We start from the raw sequence: 18,371 nt of genomic DNA, 5'->3' as shown, positions 1-18,371 counted from the left end.
GAAATGTTAAATTCGTATCCTTCACTTTTGCAGTTAAATAATACTAACCAACACTTCCTCGTTTTGTTTTATTTTACTTAAAAAAGGGGGATTTCTCTTACTCCCCGGCAAGTATCTCTGTTTGTAGGGCGGCGGCTTTCTCCCGCGACTCACGGCTCTTGGCATCGATGCCATACGATTCCGGTGCGGGTATCTCGATCACGGTACCGATCGGGACGTTGTTCGGGTCTTTTATAACAGCCTTATTATGTTGGTAAATATACACCCAGAATAATTTATTGCCATAATATTCCAAGGCGATCACGGTGAGGCGGTCGCCATGCTTGATCTTCACCTGCCCCAATGGTTTTGGCGCCGGTTCCACATAAGGCTCCGGTTCCGTATGCGGGGTCTTCTCCGCTACCGAGTCCGGATGAAGCATCCAAGCTGATTCTTGAACCGTGTCCTTGGCCGTATTCTTGGCTTCCGTTATCACCTCTTCTTGGGCAGGCGCCGGTTTCCAATTATTTCTTCCCAGATAGAAGAATACAGAGATTACGATTATCAAAAAGGCGACGATCATTAATACCCCCTTTTCCTCCGGTTTCCTACGGGCTTGCTCTTCCGGTCTCTCTGGTATGGGAGATGGCTCCGCGGGCAGTTCCGGTTCCAATCCACGTTCCGGTTCAGATACCGATGACGGCTCCGGATCAAACGCTTGCTCTGGCTCAGGCAATGGTTCAGGTTCAGGTTCTAGTATCGGTTCGGGCTTCTCTTTGGGCTGAGTATTTGCCAAAGGGATTTCCTTATCCGGCATTACCTCCTCCACGGACTCGTCTTCCGTTTCCTTCTCCTCTACGGACTCATCCATGTCCGAGAAATCCACGTTCTCGTTGATCTCTGTCGTCTCAAAGATAGAGAAAGGCTTGTTTACCTGTTCCCGCAGGTCTTTATCCGGCAGGAAAGAGAATTTATAATGTTCGGGGATCAAGAAACGTTCACCGGTATTCACGTGGATACTCTCCCGCTTCTCCACAGAGATAATCTTGAAAGTACCCAAGCCCTTTACTTTTACGATCTTATCCGTATAGACCCCTTCGGATACCACCGAGATAAAATCTCTCAAGAAGCGCTCTACCTCTCCTCTGTCCTTGCCGGTACGCTCCGATAATAAACCGGCTAAATCTTGTATATTCAGCCGGTTATTCATGATCACCCAATTCCTTTAAACGATTCTTCACGGTCGTTCCGGGCTTGAACACGGGAACTAATTTAGGGGGAACCAGATATCGCTTCCCGTTCGCCGGATTCACGGAAATACGTTCCGCTTTCTTTTTCACCTCGAACTGGCCGAAGCCTTGCAGATAGATCGTATCGTTATCCACTAATTTCGAACTTACGACGGAACTGAGCGCAGAAAGCATGTCGGATACCTCCTTCGAGGTCCAATCCATGCGATTCGCCAATTCCGTTATAAGTTCCTTGTTTTTCATATCTAATTCCATAACAGTTCGTGCTGCTATATTAGTTATTTTTTCGTTAACCGACAAATATATTGACAGTTTTTACATCAATTCAACACTTTACCATACAGATCAAACGCTTGTGCGTCAATCACCTTTACTTGGTAAAAGCTACCCGGACTCAAGGGAGTATCCTTGGAAATCAATATTTCCGGATCTACCTCGGGCGAGTCGTATTGCGTACGTCCCACGTAGAAATCCTCCTCCTCCCGGTCTACGATCACCCGAAAGGTCTGCCCTACTTTCGAGGCGTTCACGTCGGCGGAGATGCCTTCTTGCACACGCATCAAGTAATCCAGCCGGTCTTGCTTCACCTCCTGTGGGATCTCGTCTTTATAATGCTGATAGGCGTAGGTACCCTCCTCGTGGCTATAGGCGAAAGCGCCCATGCGCTCGAAACGGATATCTTTCACGAAGCGGATCAACTCCTCGAAATCCTGTTCCGTCTCGCCGGGATGACCCACCATCAAGGTGGTGCGTAGATGAATGCCCGGCACTTCCCGGCGCATACGCTCCAACAGCTCATAGGTCTCGGCCTTCGTGATATTGCGGCGCATCATCTTCAACATCGGGTCGCTGATATGCTGGAGGGCGATGTCCATATACTTGCAAACGTTATCACGCTCACGCATCACCGGCAACAGGTCATAGGGGAAATGAGACGGATACCCGTAATGCAAACGAATCCACTCCACGCCCGGGATGTCGGATACCCGCTCCACCAGTTCCGGCAAGGCCATTCGCTTATAGCGATCGAGGCCATAAAACGTAAGATCTTGGGCGATCATTTGGAATTCTTTCACGCCTTGCGCCACCAAGCCACGAACCTCGTCTACAATCTCGTCCATCGGACGGGATTGATAAGCCCCGGTTATGATCGGGATCGAGCAGTAAGAACAAGTACGGTTGCATCCCTCCCCAATCTTCACGTAAGCGTAGTGCCTCGGGGTGGTGAGCACACGCTCGGTAGCCAGCTCTTGATGGTACGACTTGCCCAGATCGGAGATCAACTCCTTCCAATTGAATTTCCCGTAGAAACGATCTACCTCGGGAAGTTCCTTCTCCAGATCTTTCAAGAAACGCTCCGACAAGCACCCCATCACGAAGAGCTTCCCGATCCGTCCTTTCTGCTTTTGCTCGCCCAGCTCGAGGATCATATTGATCGATTCCTCTTGAGCGTCGCCGATGAAACCGCAGGTATTCACCACCACGATCTCGCCATTGATCTTATGGGGATCATGCTCTACCGTATAGCCATTGGCAACGAATTGGCGCATAAGTTGCTCCGAGTCCACTAGGTTTTTCGAACACCCCAGCGTAATAATATCTACTTTATTTTTTCTCATTCTCCAAATAACGAATTGACAAACTCACGTTTGCGGAATACTTGCAAATCCTCCATCCCCTCGCCGAGTCCGATATATTTCACGGGGATACGGAAATGGTCGGAGATACCGATCACGACACCCCCCTTGGCGGTACCGTCCAACTTGGTCACGGCCAAGGCGTTCACCTCGGTGGCGGCGGTAAATTGTTTCGCTTGCTCGAAAGCGTTCTGCCCGGTAGAGCCGTCCAATACCAACAAGATCTCGTGGGGGGCGTCCGGAATCACCTTTTTCATCACGTTCTTGATCTTGGTAAGCTCGTTCATCAAGTTGATCTTGTTATGCAGACGTCCGGCAGTATCGATAATCACCACGTCGGCATCGTTCGCCTTGGCGGAGCTCAGCGTATCGAAAGCCACGGAAGCGGGGTCCGAGCCCATGTTCTGCTTCACGATAGGTACGCCTACCCGCTCGCTCCAGATCACTAGTTGCTCCACGGCGGCGGCACGGAACGTATCGGCGGCGCCCAGATAGACCTTCTTGCCGGCTTTCTTGAACTGGTAAGCCAGCTTACCGATCGTGGTCGTCTTACCCACCCCGTTCACGCCTACAACCATGATCACGTAGGGTTTCTTGCCCTCCGGAAGCGCGAATCCCTCGGCATCCTCCGTATTGTTCTCTGTCAGCAAGCTAGCGATCTCGTCACGCAGCAGGGTGGTCAATTCTTGGGTGGTGACATACTTGTCACGGGCCACACGCTTCTCGATACGGTCGATGATTTTCAACGTGGTATCTACACCGACATCCGAGGTAATCAGTACTTCCTCCAAATTATCCAACACATCGTCGTCCACCTTACTCTTACCGGCGATCGCCTTGGTAATCTTGGAAAAAACACTCTCCTTCGTCTTCGACAGACCTTTATCCAAGGTTTCCTTCTTGTCCTTACTGAAAAAGCTAAAAATACCCATATTTATTTTGTTTCTGTTTTTATTTACTTCAAATCACACTTATCAAGTAGTTTCCGGATCTCCTTAACGGACATAGACTCAATCTCGCTCTTATCATACATCGTCACAAGATAAATTGTTCCTTCATCAACGCTGACAAGTACCGTAAAAGTTATCACCCGAGCTCCCCCTCTCTTGCCCTGTGATTTCGAACGGATGGACATCCGGACCTTACGGAGGCCACCTCCCAAATCCGTTCCCGACAAAGGGTTCTCCAGCAGTTCGTCCCTCAACCTTAGGATATCTTCTTTCAACGACTTATATCGTTTCGCCAAATATTTCACCTCCTTAGCGAAGGGCGGTAATGCCTCAATCTTATAACTCATTCAATATATCCTCCAATGGGCGAGAGGTTATTTTTCCCGCCTTCAAGTCTTTTACGCTCTGGAAAGCCTCTTCCAGCACCTCCCGCTCGCTTCGCTTGGCAGGCGAGAAGGTCTTCTCTTTTAAGTTCCGCAAGAGCGATAAAGCCTTACGCATAAGCTCCTCATTATCCAAGATACTCATGGCTTCCTCCATGTATGTATATTTCAACTCATTCGCTGTCATGGTCATATTCCTCCCTTTGCTTGTTTTTAATCCATCCTGTTCTTATAATCCTCATAGCCGAACGTACGGTACATCACCAGCTGGTCGTCCTTGCTCCAAAGGGCTAAGGAAGGATGCGGGATGCCGTTGAACATATTCGTTTTCACGATCGTGTAGTGGATCATATCCTCGAAAATCAGCTTGTCGCCGATCTCCAAAGGCTTGTCGAACGACCAATCCCCCATATAATCACCGCTTAAACAGCTATTCCCCCCGATCCGGTACGTAGGTTTCCCCTCCACGGCATCCGTGGCGAAACGGATAGCCGGCTTGTAGGGCATCTCCAGGCAATCCGGCATATGGCAGGTGAACGAGGCGTCGATAATCGCCGTCTTGATACCGTGGTTCTCCACGATGTCCACCACGGTTGTCAGCAAGAACCCGGTCTGCCAAGCGAAGGCGCTACCCGGCTCCATGATCAACTCCAAGTTCGGATATCTTTCCTTAAAGCCTTTCAGCAAAGCGATTAAATGCTCCACGTCGTAGCCCTTACGGGTCATCAGATGGCCGCCTCCCATATTCAGCCACTTGACGTGAGGCAGGAAACGGCCGAAACGCCTCTCCACCTCGGCCAGTGTCCGCTCCAGATCATAGGAGGTAGACTCACACAAGGTATGGAAATGCAGCCCCTCGATACCCTCCGGCAGCTTATCTCCCAGCAAGTCGCCGGTCACCCCCATCCGGGAACCCGGGGCGCAAGGATTATACAGGTCCGTCTCCACGTCCGAGTATTCCGGATTGATCCGCAATCCACAAGACACCCGGTTACCATCCGCCCGCACCATCGGATAAAAACGATGGAACTGAGAGAGCGAGTTGAACGTGACATGACTACTGTATCTCAAGATCAACGGGAAATCAGCCTCCGTATAAGCCGGGGAATAGGTATGCGCCGGACTTCCCATCTCCTCGAAGGCCAACTGGGCCTCGAATTTAGAGCTCGCTGTCGAAAAAGGAATGTACTCACGTACGATCGGGAACGCTTTCCATAAAGCGAAAGCCTTAAAAGCCAATATGATATTCACTCCCGCACGTTCTTTTACGCTCTTGATCAAGGACAGGTTGTTTCTCAGTAATTTCTCCTCCATCACATAGCAAGGCGAGGGTATCTTGTTGATGTCTATCATGCTGTATCTCAATATTTCATAATAAATATGCAAATATAGCGAAAACATTCGGAGAAAGCAAGGTTTCCGCTCCGAAAAAGCAATAAAAATACAACTATATTTTTCATTTAAAGACTATTGTGTTTAGCCACGAACACTATTGTGTTTGGCGGCGAACATTATTGTATTCAACCGTGAACACTATTGTGTGTTTTAAAGGGAAAAAACGGCGACGTGACGTCGCCTCTTCTTTTTTTCTTATCTTTCCTAATATACTTATATATAGTAGTGCGAAACGCAGTGCGAAAAAGCGATACCTTTTTCATTCAATCAACTAAAAACCAACACCTTGGTCATTCGAAACGTAGTGCGAAATGCGGTGCGAAATACGATGCGGCTCGTAGCATGCCCAGACATGCCATAAGCTAACCGTCAATCATTCAACATAGTAAGTTTAGCGAACTTCAAAAGTAACTGCTTTTGTCCGAAATGATCGAAGGCCACTGTAGCCTTCGCGTTACCACCCTCTCCTTCTATCGAGACAATCTCACCTTCCCCAAAACGATCATGGCGAACCTTGGAACCCACATGTAACCCCGATAGATCCGTGGCTGGAGCCGCCGAAAAGGACGATTCCATCGTGTTTTTTAGCTTCGTAAGATGCCCTTGACGCTGTGCCGCTTGCTTCACCGGCGACACGAAATCATCCTCAACCGCCCTTGGTTGCCGGAATGGAGAGGCAAAAGCCGGGCGCCCGTAGCGTTCACGGGCCGAGGCGAATGCATCTGAAGCGCCGGCATCCGAAGGCATATCCAGATACTTAGCGTCTATATCCTTCAAGAAACGGCTGGGCGTACACATATCCGTCTTCCCATTACGATAGCGGCTCTTCGCATAGCTCAATACGCAATTTTGCTCCGCACGGGTAATCGCCACGTAGAACAAACGACGCTCCTCCTCTACCGCTCTCGGGTTATCTTTCGACAGGGACGAGGGGAATAGGTCTTCCTCCAAGCCTACCACGAAAACATTCGTGAATTCCAATCCCTTGGCGGCATGTACGGTCATCATCGTGACCTTATCGGAGTTTTCCTCTTTATCGTTATCTTGATCGGTGAGCAAGGATACCTCCGCCAAGAAGTCGGACATGGCGACTTGCTCCATGCCCTCCTCACGCCGGATCTCGCAAAACTCAGCGATACCTTTCAGCAACTCCTGCAAGTTCTCTTGCTTGCTCACGCCCTCTACGGAACGGTCTTGAAACAGGTCGGAAACGATGCCGCTACGCTTCACCACCAAAGTAGCCAATTCCTCTGCGGAGAGTTTTTTATTCTCTTCAATGAAAACTTCAATCAAACTACGGAAATCGCTCAGTTTCTTAGCTGTACCGTTATTTATCGGTAGCGAATATTCCAAGGGGGCTTGAAGCACGGTCCACAGGCTTACCCCGTATTCGGTAGCGGCGCCGACAAGCTTACCTACCGTCGTATCCCCGATTCCCCGGGTGGGATAATTGATGATTCGCTTCAAGGCCTCCTCGTCGTGCGGGTTCACGATCATGCGGAAGTAAGAGATCACGTCCTTGATCTCTTTCCGCTGGTAAAAAGACAAACCGCCGTAAATCTTGTAAGGGATGCCCCGCTTTCGCAACGCCTCTTCCAAGATACGGGACTGGGCGTTGGTACGATACAAGATAGCGAAATCAGCATACGAGAATTTCCCTAATATCCCGTGCATCTCGTTGATTCGGGCGGCTACGGTGTAGCCCTCCTCATAATCGGAGTACGAGGTGAAAACACTCACCTTGTTGCCCGCCTCCTTCTCGGAATAGACCGTTTTGGGTATCTGACGTGTATTCTTGTCGATCAAGCTATTGGCAGCGTTCACGATATTCTGGGTGGAACGGTAATTCCGTTCCAGCTTGAAGATACGGCAACCGGTATAAAGATTCTTGAATTGCAGGATATTATCTATATTAGCGCCTCGGAAGGAATAGATGCTCTGGGCGTCATCCCCTACCACGCAGATATGGCCGTGTCTCTCGCAAAGCCGTTGCACGATCAAGTGTTGGGCGAAGTTCGTATCTTGATACTCATCCACCAATACATACCGGAAGAAGTTCCGGTATTTCTCCAAGACGGCCGGATGATCCCGGAACAGGATATTGGTTTGCAGCAACAAGTCGTCGAAATCCATCGCTCCCGCTTGCAGGCAACGGCTCTGGTAACGTTTGTAGATTTCCCGAAGCAAGGGGACCTTGGCATTCATATCGCTTTCCACGAGCTCTTTATTTTGCTCGTAGGCCGTATAAGTTATCAAGGAGTTCTTCGCGTTGGAGATCCGGCTCTGCACCATTCCTAGGCGGTACACCTTATCGTCCAATTGCATTTCCTTGATGATGGATTTCAGTAAGCTCTTGGAATCAGTGGCGTCATAAATCGTGAAATTGGAAGGATAACCGATATGCTCCGCCTCGTTCCGTAAAATACGGGAGAAGATGGAATGGAACGTTCCCATCCATAGCCGACGGGCCGTTTGGTCACCGGTGATGGCCGCAATACGCTCTTTCATCTCCCGGGCCGCCTTATTGGTAAAGGTCAGCGCCAAGATACTATAGGGAGGCAATCCCAATTGCAATAAATAAGCGATCTTATAGGTCAGTACCCTTGTCTTACCGGAGCCAGCCCCGGCCACGACCAAGGATGGCCCCTCATTGTAAACCACCGCTTCCCGCTGGCTCTCATTCAGTTGATTCAAATACTCTTCCACATTCATCCGTTTTAGGGATACAAAATTAGGGAAAATAAGCGATTCTACATAAAAAAGTTGGGCAGGTCGCCGATAATATATACATTTGCCTACATATAATCAGTAGTATTAACCAAAACAAGAGACTATGGGGAAATGGGAAATTTTGAGAAAATAATTATTAAGAAAGAGCGGGACAAGATCAGGAGGGAGACTTTAGGGAAGTTCTTTTTTGATTTGGCTAAGTTGGTTTTCGCCGCTATAGTATTGGGAGAAATACTCCTTTTGCAAGAGAATGTTTTTGATAAGAGTTGTTGGGTCATGATAATGACAGGTCTTAGTGTCACCTATTCATTAGCTTGGTTAGGAAATAAAATTTTAAAATAAAAGAATATGATATTAAATCCATTAAGTGCCCTATTCTTAGTAGTAGGAGTTATTACAGGTTTATTTATCGCTTGGCTTTACACGAAACCCGGCAAGAAATGGCTGGACGAGTTATGATACCGTAGGGAGCGGGCCTGTGCCCGCCCTACTTATCTAGGGCGTCCAACAGATCATCATTCCTTATGCTTCTCCCCGCCTTCTTCACGCTCGCTTTTAAATCACCGATCCGGTAGTTAATGGCGATGCCGAAACCACGACTAAACATACGCTCGGTCTGCCGGATATGAAAGTCCGGATATCGCTCGTTAATCTGTATCGTCTTATGATCTCCCAGAAAATCTTGCGCCCGCAGCGTACAAGTCAATTTATCCTTCAAGAAGCTCTTTACCACACTCAAGCCGTAAAAATAAAAGCCGTACGAGTCCATCCCCACATTCGGCTCGGAACGCACGTACCCACCCGACAGGACAAAACGCCACCCGTACTTAAACTTCTGCGAGAAATCGACAAAAGCAGAGCCACAAAAGCCGGAATTACGCACATCCGTATCGTAAACCTCATTCCCCTCCTGCGCCCGTAAATCCAGATAATGCAACATGCTGTTCAGCGACACGCTTGTCCGGGGCGAAGGATTATAGCTTAGATAAAGGTTTCCTCCCGCTGCTTTCACGTCCACGAGATTATCATACGTACTATTCACCACATTCGCCGAATCAATGAACAGATACTCATCAATCACCCCTTTTCCCAAGGTGCAGAGCACGGAAGCTTGCACATTCAATTTCGTTCCGTAATAACTGTATGACGCCGAAAGACGATGATGTTTCTCCGATACCAATCCCGGATTTCCATACGAGATAGAGGTCCCAGACACGAACACCGTAGGATTCAAATAGCTGATATTCGGGCGACGTAAACGTAAGTTGTAAGCCAAGCGAAACAAACTCCGGTCATCCAAGCGGAAAGCGGAGGTCCAAGAAGGAACCCAATCCGTTACACGATAATTAAAATCCTTGCCTTCGCCTTGTTTATAAGTCACGTCCTGCCAAGTATGTTCCATACGAATGCCGGGGTTCAAGCTCCATTTTCCATACTTAAATCCATATCCCGCATAGGCGGAGCATATATTCTGCACATGCCGATATTCCACCAAAGGCTGTAAATCAGCGGGTAACCAGACACCCTCACCCAACTCCTTTACCTCCGAAGTAGCGTGGCTCGTACTGTTACGCCGAATCAGCTTCAAACCGCCCTCGATGGAATGCGTACTTGTAAAAGGATTCACGTAATCAAGCTGGGCCGTATGCTCATGGGTGCGGGCATGACTGATTTGCCGGGTATAATCGGCCTCCAGTTGGGGTAACGAGACATTACCCATCTTGTCCTTATCATGAAACACGCTATAAATATCGTTCGGGATATAATCGTACTGATAGGAAAGCGTTAGCATCTCTTCCTTATTTCGTTTGAATAAACGCTGATAATCCGCTTTTAAGGAGGCACTACCCCATTCGTTCTTCTTACTCATATCCTCGTTATAAGCATAGATTTCTTCCCCCTCTTTATCAAACCTGCTATAATGGCTATTCCAAATAGAGTTGCTGTTTCCGATATTCAAGTTTCCGGACAAGGAGATCAAATTCAATGTATCGATCTCGAAACTGCCTTCCAGACTTCCATAATGGGCCGGATATTTCACGTCTACGTCCGAGAGCATCCGGAGCTTCGCACCGTCTCCCGACTGGGTACGGAGATAATCCGACTCGCTCTCGGACGATTGTTGGCTAAACGTATAATTTCCGGAAAGCGATAATCGGCCATATTTCAGCGTAGCGAAACCACCGGCACTCTTAAATAAGTTCATCACCGTAGTGTTTATACTCGCGTTATATCCCTCGAACTCCGCTCCTTTCGTCACGATATTCAAGATTCCGCTGACACCCTCCGCATCGTAACGGGCACCGGGATCTGTTATCACCTCCACTTTCTTGATCATGCTGGCGGGGATACTACGCAAGACCTCCTTGGGATTATTGGAGAACATATTCGAGGGACGCCCATTCATATAAATCTTAAAACTGGATTGTCCGTTTACCTTCACGTTATCCTCGCCATCCACGGTCACTAGAGGGACTTTCCGCAACATCTCCAGCAGGGTATAGGTTCTGGAATCCGGGTCCTCGGCGATACTGTAAGTAGTCTTATCCGCCTCCGCCTTTATCAAGGGTTTCACGGCAACAATGTTTATCTCGGGTAAGTCCTCGTTCAAATACAATGAATCGGGAGAGACGAGTTGGGCGGTCAACGTCGAGTTCCAGTTTCCCACAAGCCCTATCAAGGTCATCATCATCAGAAATCTTTTCATATCTGTATCTTATTTGATTTGTTTTCGGGCAAAAGTAGAGGCAACAGACAACGACAACGTAAATAATCGCCGGATAAGTAGCTGACATTTCCATGACATTTCCATGACATCCGGTCATTTAGCTGGATTTATGTCTATTTCATCCCGAATCCTATCGAAAAGGATACTTTCCTTCTACAATATTTAGTACCTTCGAACGTTCTTTTTATGTTAATTCTAATCTAGCGAATAATGAATACACGACTATCGGCCAATCTATCTGTTTTGGGTACCTCCTTAATGCTGATTCTCTCGTTCAGCTTCGGTTTCCATAGTTATACGGAAGCTAAGAAAACGATCGTGACAGACTTGAACCAAGCGTTGCAACAAACGATCCTGCAAAATTCCCACCAATGGATGAGCCAAGATTCCATACGCACCTATGACAATCTATCCAAGCATTTCGGCAATCCGGTATCCATAGAAAGTTATAACAAGGACTTTTCCGACGCATTGAGTTATACGCCCGACAAGAAGAAAACGGGAATCGTGATCCACGTACTCAATAAAGATCCTCAAACCGAAAACGCTCCCGCTAATGCCAACAAGAAACTCAACGAATATTATATCGCCAGCGATACGATTATCTGGGCATCATCCATAGCGAACAGCCCCAATGCTACCACGGATCATATCGGGATCTCATTCCAAGGGTACGCCAATTGCTCCACCTTTGCGGTTATCGGGCTATCGGACAAATCTTTGCCCGGCCTATTCCTCGGGCTTGCCTTTTTATCCGCTACCCTGCCCTTATTGCTTAAACGTTATAGAAAGGAGCTGATAATGCCCCAATCTATCCATCCGGAAAAGACCATCTCTTTCGGTAATTTGAACCTTTCTTGCGAGACCGCCTCCTTCTATAAGGAGAATGAGGAGAAACTAAAACTCACCCCTCAGCAATATGCCTTGATGGAGATGTTTTTCCTATCGCCTACGCATATCTTGAACCGCTCGGATATCTGCGAAAGTTTATGGCCGGGAAAGATCAACGCCGACGAGACCTTGAACACCTTGATCCGAAGGCTACGGCCTTTAGTGGAGGAAAACAGTAACCTAAAGATCACGACAGACCGTGGACGAGCCTATGTGCTTGAAATAAAAAAGAGCGACCATCTCTGATCGCTCTTCCATTTTTATCTAGATAGAATTAATATCTTCCACCGTCCCGGTTAGAACCATAACCGCCACCTCTGTTAGAGCCATAGCCACCGCCTCTGTTGGAACCGTAGCCGCCACCTCTGTTGTTATTGAAACGACCACCTCTGTCGCCTCTATCCTCTCTAGGTCTGGCTTCTGTTATATTGATGACTTTGCCGTCATAACTTGCTTGGTTTAACTCCTCGATAGCCTTTTTAGCTAGCTCATCGTCGCTCAGCTCAACGAAACCGAAGCCTCTTGAACGGCCAGTTTCTCTATCCATAATAACTTTTGCTGAAGTAATCTCACCGTAATCAGCAAATAACAGTCTTAAGTCCTCATCAGAGATGTTGTAACTTAGATTTGAAATGTAAAGATTCATTTTGTAAACTTTAATTAAATGGTTAATTGAGCTGAGTATGTCGACTAAAAAAGTTTACCTAACAAATCAAGTTGTGAGCAAATACTTTCTAATACTAACTTAAATCAATCTCAAATATGCTGCGAATGTAATGGTTTTATTCGAGCATACAACTATAAATCCAATAAATTTCGAAAAAATATAAGGGCGGGGTCTGCCCGCCCCCCACGAAATTAGAATACGGTAACTTCTTGTCCTGCGGTATTCGCACGGATTAAATAATCGTACATCGCCTCGCAATACACCGGAGGCAGGTAGAAACGGCCCGGGTAGACTGCGCAAAGATTGATCTTCACGGTCACTTGACTGCCTGCCGGCAGACGGTCTATATAACTATAAACACGGTCGTCACGAATATCCTGATAATTCACTCCGGCGCTCAAGCTGTCCGTAGCGGACTCATTCAAGAAACGGGTATTCAGTATTTCCCATCCAGCAGGGAAGATCTCCGATAATACCAAATTATTATATCCCCGGGCCGAAGGGTTCTTTACCGTAACCACGGCGGAGAAATTCGTACCTTGCTCCAATTGGGCGACATTGACCGGACTTCCGTTCAAGTCCACATAGCTAACCGCCAATGAGACACCGTTCGCATACGCTTTTTCCTCTCCCTGCTCCGGTATTCCCTCGGTTATGATACGGGCGAAGAGCGTAGATTTACCCGTGTTCTTCAACTCGACGCTCGCCGAGGTCCCCGCCTTATCCAATAAGGTCTCAGACCATATATTCTTATCCGTTTTCACCTGTCCATCCTTTCCGCCACAAGCGTACGTGAAATCCATGGCCCCGTCTACCCGATATTTAGCTAGGTAGTCCGACAAGGCAACTAAAGCGAATGCCGTAGATTGTGTGCTCAACCAATCATCCGAAGAAAGTTGTTTGGACAATTCTTCCACCAAGGTAGCGGCCTCCTTGCCTTTATCCAACAAGCAAAGCGTCATTAACTGGATGGATTGATCCCGGACATCACTGCCGAACGTCTCGTCATACTCGGAATAACCGGAAGGAAGAGCCGTCGTCTTGCTGATCAGGTCTTGAGCGACATCCTCACGGCCGACCAAGGCATAGGCGGAAGCTAGCGACCAGCGACTCATGGAGGTCAAATCTTTCATCTCTTTCAAGCGGTTCATGGCACCCATCTCCGGCGACCCGGCCAAAGCCAATACATACAGGCGATAGGCTTGGGTAGCCTCTTCCGAATCTTTATAATAAGAGGTAACCGGCTTCCAATTACGGGCTACCCGGCGTAGATTATTCAATACGCTTTGTTTCATGGCCTCGGGAACCAAGTAACCTTTCTTCGAGGCTTCCAGCAAGAAATGAGTAGCATAAACCGTACCCCAGCCATTGCTGCTCGTTCCACCCGGCCAATAGGCGAAAGCCCCATCTACGGTCTGGTAAGAGCGCAGACGGCGGATCACCTCTTTCACGGCCTCCTCCGTGGATTTCGCCTGTTGCAGGGTCAAATCCGTAAACGAGGAGATATAAAGCTGTGGGAATCCTTTCGAGGTGATCTGTTCCAGACATCCGTGCGGATAACCCAACAAATAAGATAGACGTGAGGATACGTTCACGGGGGCGATATCCGACACTTCTAAGGTCAACTGGTTCGTACCCGTGGCACCCGGCATCGCAACCGTCTCTTTCCAAGACTTGCCGACCTCCAAGGTAGCGGCGGTAACTTTCACTTGCGGGCGGCGTACCGTACGGATCTCCAGCTCCGTCTCATAAACGGATTTATCCCCCTTGCCCGCAGCGGTTATCGTTACCTTCCCGATACCCGGGTTCTTCTTCACCCGGATACGGAACAAGGCTTGCTGATCCCCTTTTCGCTCGAAGCTCAAGCTCCTCGTCGTCTCGCCGACCACTTCCATATTCGAACTGCAAGCGATAGATACATTCACGGCTCCTACGCCATCCTCGGTAGCGAATACCGTAGCGGGTACTACCATCTCCTCGCCCACGCCAATCACCCGGGGCAAGGTTCCTAGCAGCATTACGGGCTTACGTACCATCACGCTCTTATCGGCATGTCCATAAGCCTCCCCGTTTCCGGCTACCACCATGATCTTGACACGCCCGTTATAATTCGGCATCTGATAGGTATGACGGGCGGTCTTCCCCTTCTTCAGCAAGAATGGGCCGTCAAATCGCACCACGGGCTTGAAACGGTTCACGATCGCTTTCGGGCCTTTGTTCAGCGCATCGTCGCCGCCGATACTGAACAATTGCTCGATACGGCCGCCATAAGCGCCAACCACGTAGTTATACAAATCCCATGTATTCACGCCCAACGCTTCCCGGGCGTTAAACGCCTTCCAAGGCTCCGGCGTACGGAAACGGGTCAGGTCCAGCAAGCCCTCATCCACGATCGCCAGCGTGTAAGCCATCTCCTTTCCATTCTTCTCGGAGACGGATATGGTATAAGAGGCATCCGGTTTCAACTCGGCGGGAGATTGGATAACCGGGGTCAGATGGCTCTCCGGAGAAGTTACCGTGAACGGGACCACGCCATACAAGCGGATCGGCAAATCGTTCTTCGTAATGCCATGAGGCTGCAATAAGGTGATATAGACGTAAGCGTTCGGCTGCATATCTTTCGTCACATCCAGCCTCACGGTCGTTTGTTTATCCTCGCACGTATGTTCCGTCAAGGAAAGGACACGCACGCCGTTCTCTATACTGATAATCGCACGGCTTCCTTTCGTAGAGGGGAAGGTGACTACCATCTTCTCGCCGGGCGTATAACTATCCTTATCGGTCTTGAAACTAAGCATCGTGGCGGACTCGCTGCCATCGGTGTTACGTCGGCCCTCGTTATAAGGCCAGTCGAAATAACTCATCACTCCCGTAGAGTGCTTGCTCTCCTTATCTTTCACGGAGATGAAATACGTTCCCCACTCCTTATCCGGAAAAGAGAGCTGGAACGTACCCCGGCCGTCCCCATCCGTACGGACGGTAAATGTCTTTACCGGCTTATTGTAGGAATCCGATACGTAATTGGCCAGACCGCTACTGTTGGAGTCCCACCACCAATACCAGTAGACCTTATATACTTTCACGTCTAATTCCGTATTCGCTTGCGGTTTCCCTAAATAATCAACAGAAGCGACCTCGTAGGTGTAATTGGTTCCGGTATTTAGTTGTTCCTTATCTTTCTGCGGAGACTTGATACCGGCATACCGGCGATAAGGCGAGTAAAGCATCCGATCCGCGTCGATACTGAAATCGCCGGATTCCTCATATACCCGGGTCACTAGGTTTGCCAGCAACATTCCGGGAGCGGTAGAACCCAGCTCGAAGCGGGCTTGTACCGTGGCATCGCCCCGCTCATTGGTAACGCCGGAGATCAGCTTGCTCTCTTCCGTATTAAATACACGGGAAGGATCGTCGAAATAGAACCCCTTATACCCCTCGAAAGTAGTCGGGGTGGCGATAAAGGTACCTTGTATATCATATTTCAAGTTACGGGCAATAGCTCCTTGCAGCCATTCCACATGCAGGCGGGCATCCATAGGTTCACCACGCAACAAGGTCTTCTCCGGCATGGATAAGGCGATCTTCAGGCGGTTCGGCTTGATGGACTCGATGCGTAAGCGCTTCGAGAAAGAGACCCCACCCACTTGTGCCTTCACATTCCACGCACCCGTGGGGGCATCCGCCTCGGTAACGAAATCGAAGGCGTAAAGCCCCAGCTCGCCACGGGTCTGCGTCTTACGAGCATACATTTGCCCTAACGGGTTGTACAGCTCCATCACCACCGGATGCTCTGCCGGCAATTGCTTCGCCCGGTCGTTCAGCATAAAGCCCAGATGCAACGTATCACCCGGACGCCATACGCCTCGCTCACCATAGATAAAGCCCTTGATCCCTTTCTGGACGACCTCGCCCGATACATCGAACGAGCTGAGCGAGAGAGCCGATCCGTTATCCACCCGCAGATAGGAACGTTGGGTTCCCTGTGAGGCGATCAGGTAGAACGGACGTCCCGAGGAGATATCCAGCCGTACCTGTCCCTTGTCATCGGTCGTGCCCGAGGCCAACGCTTGGTGTTGGTAATTATAGGCGGTAACCGTAACTCCTCGCTCCGGCTCCGTACTCTGTATGTTATGCACCAACACGGTCATATCATTATCCTGCCCCATCAAGGCGACCAGTCCTAAATTAGTAGCCAAGACATTCTTTCCCTCCACCTTATTAAAATAATAACTGTCCGAGCAAGGATCATCCCGTTTCTCCCAATTATAATCAGACCAATCATACTGGCGATAATAGTAATACCCTCCCTCGTCAAAACGGGCGGACTCTTCCTTGAAACGGATCTCATCCGAGGCCAAGATCTGTTCCTTCGAGAGGACCACCGTATCATTCCCGCAAGGATAAACAGACAAAGAACGGTCAAACGAAAGCTCCAGACGGTAGATAGCGCCCGGTTCCGGCTCGATCAATCGTTTCAAATCGATCGCGAAGGTATTCCACCGGGATAAATCAAGACCCTCTTCATCCAAGAAGATCGTCTTACGGGCGATCAAGCGCCCGACACGCATTAACTCCCCGGACTCATCCAAGTTGTTCGATTGCAGGAACTGACCGATATTCTGCTCCAATATCTTGATAACGCTCACCGTAACCCCTCGCAAATAAATCGCTTGGAAAGGAACGGATAATTGCGTGGATTGCGGGATGATCACTCCTTTCCCGATAAAACGGACGTTAGGTTTCTGCTCGTTGGCTACCACTTGACGCACGACGGCCTCTTTTAGGTTCAAGCCGCTCTTACTGCGGATGCCTTGGTTCAGATGGATGTTCATCGCACCCTTCTCCCGCAAGTCGGCGTCCGGATATAGGCGTAGCTTGTTGCCATCCACGTTTACGGTCTCCGAGGTATTTCCGGCGATAAAAGCCAAGCCTCTCATATCTTGGGCCGAGTCCAATAATTTCGAGAAAGCGACCTCCACGTAGCATTCCGGCTCAGATACATATACCACGTCGTATACAGAGAAATCATTCTGATCCGGAATGTTCACCGTCACTACATCGGCCTTTTCCACGCCTAGTTTATTCGAAGAGACGGAAAGCCTAAGTGTCCGTTCCCCCTCCATCCCTGCGGGAACATTGGTCAAGGTTACCTCATGTTTCTTCCCATCCGGGCTGTGTTGCCAAGTAGCGTCTACCTTCTCCGAGAAATCCACCAACGACTCCACGGTCCCCGGAGATTCCTTATCCGGCGTGAAAAGCACGGCTGTCAGATCGTACCCATTCTCGTTTTTCTTATTGATATCCATCGACTCCAGATTCCCCCGAAGAGCTAAAGGGAGCGTGGTAAAACCGAAAGCGAACCGCTTATCCTTACCTTCCGCCTCAAACCATTCGGACAAATCGGCGTTCACCTGATAAGAGGTGTTTCGCTCAAAGCCTTTCTCCGGCTTGAATACCAACGTCCGGTTATTCTCGAAAGCCCATCGTCCCGGCACATCGGGCTTGAGGCGCACGAGTTTCCCCAATCGGTCCGCCTTTAACCGCTCCGCCGGGATCTCTTGATTAAAGATCAAGTAAACGGGAGAATACCGGGAAATCTTCCCGGTAGTGAACGCCTCCACGTTCGGATTATAAGGAGGAAGATCTTGATCCGTGGAGCTTGTCGTATGACAACTTGTCAAGATAGACAAGAGACAAAGTACGCAGAATAAACCGATAGACCGTATCATACACATGAATGTTTAAATGGTTAATCCACAAA

The 18,371-nt window shown here is 49.0% G+C and carries 13 protein-coding genes; 2 read left to right on the top strand and 11 right to left on the bottom strand.

Annotation, left to right across the window (positions count from 1 at the left end; genetic code table 11):
* Positions 1-97: 97 nt before the first annotated feature.
* The 8 genes from HMPREF0999_RS02825 to HMPREF0999_RS02790 all read right to left on the bottom strand — a co-directional run bounded on the left by HMPREF0999_RS02825 (position 98) and on the right by HMPREF0999_RS02790 (position 8,306).
* Positions 98-1,189: an HU family DNA-binding protein gene (locus HMPREF0999_RS02825; protein ID WP_009275120.1), complete on the bottom strand. Its 1,092-nt coding sequence runs from the start codon at positions 1,187-1,189 to the stop codon at positions 98-100.
* Positions 1,182-1,472, bottom strand: a complete 291-nt coding sequence (locus HMPREF0999_RS02820; protein WP_008778384.1) for an HU family DNA-binding protein — start codon at positions 1,470-1,472, stop codon at positions 1,182-1,184. Before HMPREF0999_RS02820 ends, HMPREF0999_RS02825 begins: the two co-directional genes overlap by 8 nt.
* Positions 1,473-1,549: 77 nt before the next feature.
* On the bottom strand, positions 1,550-2,848 hold the full coding sequence (rimO, locus tag HMPREF0999_RS02815; protein WP_005862651.1) for a 30S ribosomal protein S12 methylthiotransferase RimO: 1,299 nt from the start codon (positions 2,846-2,848) through the stop codon (positions 1,550-1,552).
* Entirely contained in the window at positions 2,845-3,798 is a 954-nt protein-coding gene (ftsY, locus tag HMPREF0999_RS02810) for a signal recognition particle-docking protein FtsY (RefSeq protein ID WP_005857252.1), read from the bottom strand. Before ftsY ends, rimO begins: the two co-directional genes overlap by 4 nt.
* A gap of 23 nt (positions 3,799-3,821) precedes the next feature.
* Positions 3,822-4,163 carry a toxin RelE gene (locus HMPREF0999_RS02805; protein WP_005857254.1) on the bottom strand — a complete coding sequence of 114 codons (342 nt, stop codon included), beginning with the start codon at positions 4,161-4,163 and terminating at the stop codon, positions 3,822-3,824.
* A complete protein-coding gene (locus HMPREF0999_RS02800; RefSeq protein ID WP_009275119.1) occupies positions 4,153-4,392 on the bottom strand; it encodes a hypothetical protein in 240 nt (79 codons plus the stop codon). Before HMPREF0999_RS02800 ends, HMPREF0999_RS02805 begins: the two co-directional genes overlap by 11 nt.
* 20 nt (positions 4,393-4,412) lie before the next feature.
* Positions 4,413-5,552 (bottom strand): carboxynorspermidine decarboxylase, encoded by a 1,140-nt coding sequence (gene nspC, locus HMPREF0999_RS02795; RefSeq protein ID WP_005857258.1) that lies wholly within the window; start codon positions 5,550-5,552, stop codon positions 4,413-4,415.
* A gap of 411 nt (positions 5,553-5,963) precedes the next feature.
* Complete coding sequence (locus HMPREF0999_RS02790; RefSeq protein WP_009275118.1) at positions 5,964-8,306, bottom strand: ATP-dependent helicase; 2,343 nt, start codon at positions 8,304-8,306, stop codon at positions 5,964-5,966.
* Positions 8,307-8,435: 129 nt separating this feature from the next.
* Here HMPREF0999_RS02790 and HMPREF0999_RS02785 point away from each other — a divergent pair, with 129 nt between their 5' ends.
* The gene (locus HMPREF0999_RS02785) at positions 8,436-8,666 is read left to right on the top strand and encodes a DUF6722 family protein (protein ID WP_005857263.1); all 231 of its coding nucleotides are present in this window, start codon (positions 8,436-8,438) and stop codon (positions 8,664-8,666) included.
* Between the two features lie 145 nt (positions 8,667-8,811).
* Here HMPREF0999_RS02785 and HMPREF0999_RS02780 read toward each other — a convergent pair whose 3' ends face one another.
* A complete protein-coding gene (locus HMPREF0999_RS02780; RefSeq protein ID WP_009275117.1) occupies positions 8,812-11,031 on the bottom strand; it encodes an outer membrane beta-barrel family protein in 2,220 nt (739 codons plus the stop codon).
* A 231-nt stretch (positions 11,032-11,262) separates the two neighbouring features.
* Between HMPREF0999_RS02780 and HMPREF0999_RS02775 the strand changes: the two genes are divergently transcribed.
* Positions 11,263-12,189 carry a helix-turn-helix domain-containing protein gene (locus tag HMPREF0999_RS02775; RefSeq protein ID WP_009275116.1) on the top strand — a complete coding sequence of 309 codons (927 nt, stop codon included), beginning with the start codon at positions 11,263-11,265 and terminating at the stop codon, positions 12,187-12,189.
* Between the two features lie 28 nt (positions 12,190-12,217).
* On the opposite strand, the gene HMPREF0999_RS02770 is transcribed toward HMPREF0999_RS02775, so the two are convergent.
* Together HMPREF0999_RS02770 and HMPREF0999_RS02765 are read right to left on the bottom strand one after the other, a co-directional pair.
* Positions 12,218-12,589 (bottom strand): RNA recognition motif domain-containing protein, encoded by a 372-nt coding sequence (locus HMPREF0999_RS02770; protein ID WP_005857269.1) that lies wholly within the window; start codon positions 12,587-12,589, stop codon positions 12,218-12,220.
* Between the two features lie 212 nt (positions 12,590-12,801).
* The gene (locus HMPREF0999_RS02765; RefSeq protein WP_009275115.1) at positions 12,802-18,339 is read right to left on the bottom strand and encodes an alpha-2-macroglobulin family protein; all 5,538 of its coding nucleotides are present in this window, start codon (positions 18,337-18,339) and stop codon (positions 12,802-12,804) included.
* Between the last annotated feature and the right edge of the window lie 32 nt (positions 18,340-18,371).

It is taken from the genome of Parabacteroides sp. D25, from assembly GCF_000307475.1.
GTDB classification, from domain to species: domain Bacteria; phylum Bacteroidota; class Bacteroidia; order Bacteroidales; family Tannerellaceae; genus Parabacteroides; species Parabacteroides distasonis.
The sequence above is the reverse complement of the archived record's forward strand: the minus strand, read 5'-3'. Positions and strand labels throughout refer to the sequence as shown.